Here is a 6,000-nt window from a genome sequence, read left to right as displayed (position 1 = left end):
CGGCCTTCGTCGTGTCCGCGAGAAACTCTCCGTGACAGGTGTGGCACCGACGTGGGATGCGGGTACATGGTCAGCGAGCGGGCCGGACCACCGGCACGCTGTCGCCCGCAGCTGGGCACGAAGGAGGAAGCGCACACAATGATCGGAACCGTCCTGGCCGCCCTGGTGGCAGGTGCGATCGTGGGACCGCTCGCACGGCTGGTGCTGCCCGGCAAGCAGCACATGGGCGTCCTTCTCACCGTGGTGCTCGGCGCGATCGGGTCACTCATCGGTGCGTTCATCTACTACAAGGCCACCGGGGTCAGCGACACCAAGGGGATCGACTGGATCTCCGGGCTCATCGGTGTCGTCGTGGCCGCAGCGCTCATCGTCGGCTACGGCATGATCACCGGCAACCGCCAGACCCGCTGAGAGCCGCCGACACCCGCTGAGTCCGTGCAGGCCAGGCCGCCTCGCCGGGGCGCCCGCCTGGGTCTGCTTCGCCACCTTCGTGCCCCGGACGGCGGATCCATATGGAAATGCAACCCGCCACGTCCACCATTCCAACCCCTCGCGGTGGGACATTTATCTCGTCGCAATGAAGTGTCCGCAGCCCTTGCGGACCAGTCGGTCGCCCCAGCGGTGGCCAGAAGGAGCGTCACATGATCGGAACAATCATCGCGGCCATCGTCGTGGGTGCCATCATCGGTGCCCTCGGTCGACTCATCCTCCCCGGCAAGCAGAACATCTCCCTGGTCATGACGATCCTCATCGGCATCGTCGCCAACGTCATCGTGACCTTCGTCGTCCGCCAGCTGGGTTACTCGAACTCCTCGGGCGGCATCGCGTGGATCCCGCTGATCCTGGGTGCGATCGTCGCGGCGATCCTGATCGTCGTCTACGGCCGCATGAGCCACAAGTCGGTGTGACGCCTCGCCGAGCTGCCTGACGGAGGGCCCGACCACACGGTCGGGCCCTTCGTCGTGTGCGGCTCGCCGTCTCCCGCCCAGCACGAGCGCGTATGCCGTCGGCTCCGCCCGGGCGAAAGGTCCCCTCGCGGGGCGGCCGGCGGCACGGCATACGGCCGGGCTAGGCGGACAGGCCGAGGCGCTCCATGCGCCGCGAGTGCTCGTCGGTGAGCCGCACGAACATGCGGCCGAGCTCGGCGAGGTCGGCACCGGCGCGTCCCGGCGCCCCGACGAGGATGCTGGCGAGCGCGTCGCGCTCGACCCCGACCCGCTGGGCCTGCGTGATCGCCTCGCCGACCAGGCGCCGGCCCCACAGCGCGAGCCGGCCCGCCAGCCGGGGGTCTGCGGCGATGGCCTCGCGCACGACGCTGACGGCGAAGTCGGCCTGACCGGTGTCCTCCAGGACGCTCACCACGAGGGAGCCGGTGGCGTCGTCGACGTACCGGGAGATCTCGCGGTAGAAGTCCTGCGCGATGCCCTCGCCGACGTAGGCCTTGACCAGGCCCTCGAGCCAGTCCGACGCACTCGTGCGCTCGTGGAAGGCGTCGACCGCCGGCACGAACGGCTCCATCGCCGTCTCCGGCTCGACGCCGAGCGACTGGAGCCGCTCGGTGAGCACCGCGTAGTTCTTCAGCTCGTGCGCCGCCAGCGTGGCGAGCGCCGACCTGTGGCGCAGGGTTGGCGCGAGGTCGGCATCCCGGGCGAGCTGGCTGAAGGCCCGCAGCTCGCCGTACGCGAGCGCGCCGAGCAGGTCGGTGACGGCCGCGAGGTAGCCGGGCTGGTCCGTCCCTTCACCGATCTCACCGCTCCGACCGCTCTCGCTGGTGGTCACGGGCGTCCTTTCGTCGCTCATGCACACAATCTAGTGAACGAGTTCGGGGCTTCGACCCGCATGCCGGTAGACTGGTAGGGACAACTCGGTGCCCGGTCGGCCCGATGGTTTGCCCAGATGGTGCTCGCGGAGTCCAACCGCGCACCGGTGGAGCCCGCACGCAGCGAGAAGCAGGTGCGAGAGCCACCCACCGTCCCTGACAGTCTCCGATCGGCCCGTCACGCGCCACTGAGCTCCCGCACAGCCGGGGTGCTCGTGCCGATCGAGAGATGCCCATGACCCAGCCCCACGAGACCGCCGTCGACGCGGCGGTCGCCACCGACGCGCCCGACGTGCCCGCCGCAGCTGCTGCACCGGATGCCCCCGAGCTGACGTTCGCCGACTTCGACGTCCACCCCGACATCGTCGCCTCGCTCGCCGAGAGCGGCATCGTCCACCCGTTCCCGATCCAGGCCATGACGCTGCCCGTCGCCCTGGCCGGCCACGACATCATCGGCCAGGCCAAGACCGGCACCGGCAAGACGCTCGGGTTCGGCGTGCCGATCCTGAACCGCGTCGTGGCTCCCGGCGACGCGGGCTTCGAGTCGCTGAAGCGGCCCGGCAAGCCCCAGGCGCTCGCCGTCGCACCGACGCGCGAGCTCGCCGTCCAGGTGGCCGCCGACCTGCAGCGGGCCGGAAAGGGACGCGGCATCCGGGTGCTCACCGTTTACGGCGGCCGCGCCTACGAGCCGCAGATCGAGGCCCTCAAGACCGGTGTCGAGGTGGTCGTGGGCACCCCTGGGCGCCTCATCGACCTGTCCAAGCAGGGCCACCTCGACCTGTCGCAGGCCCGCACGGTGGTGCTCGACGAGGCCGACGAGATGCTCGACCTCGGCTTCCTGCCCGATGTCGAGACCCTCATGTCGCTGACGCCGGCCTCCCGGCAGACGATGCTCTTCTCCGCGACGATGCCCGGCGCCATCGTGGCCCTGGCCCGCCGCTACATGTCCCAGCCGACGCACATCCGCGCCATGGGCGACGAGAACGAGAACGCCCACACCGTCAAGGCGGTCGAGCAGTTCGTCTACCGGGCGCACGCGATGGACAAGGTCGAGATGCTCTCGCGCATGCTGCAGGCCAACGGCCGCGGCCTGACGATCATCTTCAGCCGCACCAAGCGCACCGCCGCCAAGGTCGCCGAGGAGCTCGTCGAGCGCGGCTTCGCAGCCGCAGCGATCCACGGCGACCTCGGCCAGGGCGCTCGGGAGCAGGCGCTGCGCGCCTTCCGCAACGGCAAGGTCGACATCCTCGTCGCCACCGACGTCGCGGCCCGCGGCATCGACGTCGAGAACGTCACGCACGTCATCAACTACCAGTGCCCCGAGGACGAGAAGACCTACCTGCACCGCATCGGCCGCACGGCGCGTGCCGGCAACACCGGTGTCGCGGTCACCTTCGTGGACTGGGACGACCTGCACCGCTGGGCGCTCATCAACAAGGCCCTCGACCTCGGCATCCCGGAACCGCAGGAGACCTACTCCAGCTCCGAGCACCTCTTCTCCGACCTCGACATCCCCACCGACGCCAAGGGCCGCCTGCGCCGCTCGGATCAGAAGCTCGCGGGTCTCGGCGCCGAGGAGATCGAGGACCTGGGCGAGACGGGCAAGCGCCACGGTCGCGGCGCAGGACAGGGTGCTGGTCGTGGTGCTGGTCGCGGCGACGACGGGGGCCGCCGTGGGCGCTCGCGCTCGGACCGTGGCGCGGACACCGCCTCGGCGGAGACCGACGGCCCCTCCTCCGAGGACGGCGAGAGCCGTCCCCGTCGCAGCCGCAACCGCCGGCGTACGCGTGGTGCCGGGGCTGCGGCCGCCGGTGCCGCCGGCGCGACCGGTGGCGAGGAGTCGCCGGCTGCTGCCGGGGACTCCTCGGACGACGGCGGATCGCGCCGCCCGCGACGCCGCCGTCGCGGTGGCGCAGGTCGTGGCGAGAGCGCCGCAGCCGGGGCTGCGGCCACGGCGTCGGAGTGACCCGGGCGAGTGACGCGCGAGTGACCCGCGAGGTCGCGGGTCCCGCCTCCACGTCGACCAGCACGCCTGAGACCGCCTGAGACAGCCTCAGAAGGGCCCTGGCCGGCAGACCACACGGTGTGCCGCCAGGGCCTTCTGTCTGCCTCCGCCGCGGCTCGACGTGGAGCACTCCGGCGGAATCGACGACCTGGCGGTCGGGCACGAGCAGTCCACGCCGTGGCCGGGTCCGGGACGCGGCAGGGAAGCCTCCCTAGGCTGGTCGCAGACGCGGCCCCCAGGAGACCTCCCATGAAGCTTCACGACGGCATCGACCAGCGCCTGCTCTCGTTCATCGAGGCGCAGCACGTCTACTTCGTCGCCACGGCGCCCCTGGCCGCCGACGGTCACGTCAACGTCTCACCCAAGGGCATGGCGGGCACGTTCGCGGTCCTCGACGAGCACCGCGTGGCCTACCTCGACCTGACGGGCAGCGGTGCCGAGACGGTCGCGCACCTTCGCGAGAACGGTCGGGTCACCGTGATGTTCTGCGCCTTCCAGGGCCCGCCCAACGTGGTGCGGCTGCACGGCACCGGGCGCTACCTCGAGCTGGGGCAGCCCGAGTTCGACGAGCGCCGCTCCCTCTTCACCGACCACCCGGGAGCCCGAGGCATCGTCGTGGTCGACGTCGAGCGCGTCTCCGACTCCTGCGGCTACGCCGTCCCCCTGATGACCCATGACGGCGACCGCGACCTGCTCACCCGATGGGCGGGCAACCGCGGCGAGGAGGGCCTGGCGTCGTATCGAGCCAGGAAGAACGCCAAGTCCATCGACGGGCTGCCGGCGCTCGACGTCGCAGCGCCCGCTCCCGCCGACCCGAGCTGAGCGACCGGGGCGCCGCGAGCGACGGCAACGGGGCGGTCCAACCGACCGGACCGAACCCATCGAACCGGCTCCTGAGGCGGTTCCGGCCACCCGATCCGGTCACCCGATCCGGCCGGTCGACCTGGCGGCGGGGACGCGAACGGCCGGGCCCCGCTGGGGACCCGGCCGGACGCATACGCCCTCGTCGGGGCGCTGGAATCAGGAGGCGATCGTCGCGGTGTCGATGACGAAGCGGTAGCGCACGTCACCGGCGACCACGCGGTCGTAGGCGGCGTCGACCTCGTCGGCCGAGATCTTCTCGATCGTCGCGCCGATGCCGTGCTCGGCGCAGAACTCGAGCATCTCCGCCGTGGCGGGGATGCCGCCGATGTTCGATCCGGCCACGACGCGGCTGCGGCCGACAACGGCTCCGGGCGCGAAGTCGTAGTTGCCCGAAGGCAGCCCGACGTTGGCGATGACGCCGAGCGGACGGAGCAGACCGATGTAGGCCTGCATCGGCAGGTCCGCGCTCACGGTGTTGATGATGAGGTCGAAGGAGCTCTTCAGGCTGTCGAGGACGCCGTCCTCGCCGGTGGCGTGGTAGCTCGTGGCGCCGAGGGCCAGGCCGTCCTCCTTCTTGGCGTCGGTGCGGCTGAGCACGCTCACCTCGGCGCCCATGGCGGCAGCCAGCTTGACGGCCATGTGGCCGAGGCCGCCGAGGCCGATGACGGCGACCTTCTTGCCCGGGCCGGCGCCCCAACGCTTGAGCGGCGAGTAGACGGTGATACCGGCGCAGAGCAGCGGCGCGGCCACGTCGAGCTCGATCCCGTCGGGGATGGCGACGGCGAAGCGCTCGGAGACGACGACCTGCTGGGCGTAGCCGCCCTTGGTCGGCTCACCGTCGTAGCCCTTGCCGTTGTAGGTCATGACGGCGCCCTTGGAGCAGAACTGCTCCTCGCCGTTCTTGCAGAACTCGCACTCGCCGCACGAGTCGACCATGCAGCCGACGCCGACGCGGTCGCCGACCTTGTACTTCGTGACGCCGTCACCGACGGCCGAGACGACACCGGCGATCTCGTGGCCGGGGACCATGGGGAAGTGCGCGCTGCCCCACTCCTCGCGGACCTGGTGGATGTCGCTGTGGCAGATGCCGGCGAACTTGACGTCGATGAGGACGTCGTCGTCGCGCAGGTCGCGGTGCTCGACGGTGCGGGCCTCGAAGGGGGCTCCGGCGCTCGGTGCGACCAGTGCAGGCGTGGAAATCAAGGGGTGTCTCCTTCGTGGTGGGTTGGCGACGCTCTCAGGTCCAGCGCCTCCCCACCGCGGTTCATTCCCCACCTTCGTGATTTTCCGACCGGGTGAGCGAGTCCCGCCG

6 protein-coding genes are annotated in these 6,000 nt (G+C 71.0%); 4 read left to right on the top strand and 2 right to left on the bottom strand.

Annotated features, from left to right (window positions below):
* The first annotated feature begins 138 nt into the window (after nt 1–138).
* On the top strand, nt 139–411 hold the full coding sequence (locus ABD194_RS12980; RefSeq protein WP_343991962.1) for a GlsB/YeaQ/YmgE family stress response membrane protein: 273 nt from the start codon (nt 139–141) through the stop codon (nt 409–411).
* Between the two features lie 230 nt (nt 412–641).
* Nucleotides 642–908, top strand: a complete 267-nt coding sequence (locus tag ABD194_RS12975; protein ID WP_343991960.1) for a GlsB/YeaQ/YmgE family stress response membrane protein — start codon at nt 642–644, stop codon at nt 906–908.
* A gap of 160 nt (nt 909–1,068) precedes the next feature.
* Here ABD194_RS12975 and ABD194_RS12970 read toward each other — a convergent pair whose 3' ends face one another.
* The gene (locus ABD194_RS12970) at nt 1,069–1,800 is read right to left on the bottom strand and encodes a ferritin-like fold-containing protein (RefSeq protein WP_343991958.1); all 732 of its coding nucleotides are present in this window, start codon (nt 1,798–1,800) and stop codon (nt 1,069–1,071) included.
* A 254-nt stretch (nt 1,801–2,054) separates the two neighbouring features.
* On the opposite strand from ABD194_RS12970, the gene ABD194_RS12965 reads away from it, so the two are divergent.
* Entirely contained in the window at nt 2,055–3,785 is a 1,731-nt protein-coding gene (locus tag ABD194_RS12965) for a DEAD/DEAH box helicase (RefSeq protein WP_343991956.1), read from the top strand.
* Nucleotides 3,786–4,073: 288 nt separating this feature from the next.
* A complete protein-coding gene (locus ABD194_RS12960; RefSeq protein WP_343991954.1) occupies nt 4,074–4,646 on the top strand; it encodes a pyridoxamine 5'-phosphate oxidase family protein in 573 nt (190 codons plus the stop codon).
* Nucleotides 4,647–4,844: 198 nt separating this feature from the next.
* Here ABD194_RS12960 and ABD194_RS12955 read toward each other — a convergent pair whose 3' ends face one another.
* A complete protein-coding gene (locus ABD194_RS12955; RefSeq protein ID WP_343991952.1) occupies nt 4,845–5,891 on the bottom strand; it encodes an NAD(P)-dependent alcohol dehydrogenase in 1,047 nt (348 codons plus the stop codon).
* Nucleotides 5,892–6,000: the final 109 nt, after the last annotated feature.

The sequence above is a fragment of the Terrabacter terrae genome (assembly GCF_039529575.1).
Taxonomy (GTDB): domain Bacteria; phylum Actinomycetota; class Actinomycetes; order Actinomycetales; family Dermatophilaceae; genus Terrabacter; species Terrabacter terrae.
Note: the sequence above shows the minus strand (reverse complement) of the source record. Positions and strands in the feature narration are given on the sequence as shown.

What these genes read in the sequence shown, in the direction of transcription:
- ABD194_RS12980 (WP_343991962.1), top strand. Translation starts at nt 139, where the DNA reads ATGATCGGAACCGTCCTGGCCGCCCTGGTGGCAGGTGCGATCGTGGGA.
- ABD194_RS12975 (WP_343991960.1), top strand. Translation starts at nt 642, where the DNA reads ATGATCGGAACAATCATCGCGGCCATCGTCGTGGGTGCCATCATCGGT.
- ABD194_RS12970 (WP_343991958.1), bottom strand. Translation starts at nt 1,800, where the DNA reads ATGAGCGACGAAAGGACGCCCGTGACCACCAGCGAGAGCGGTCGGAGC.
- ABD194_RS12965 (WP_343991956.1), top strand. Translation starts at nt 2,055, where the DNA reads ATGACCCAGCCCCACGAGACCGCCGTCGACGCGGCGGTCGCCACCGAC.
- ABD194_RS12960 (WP_343991954.1), top strand. Translation starts at nt 4,074, where the DNA reads ATGAAGCTTCACGACGGCATCGACCAGCGCCTGCTCTCGTTCATCGAG.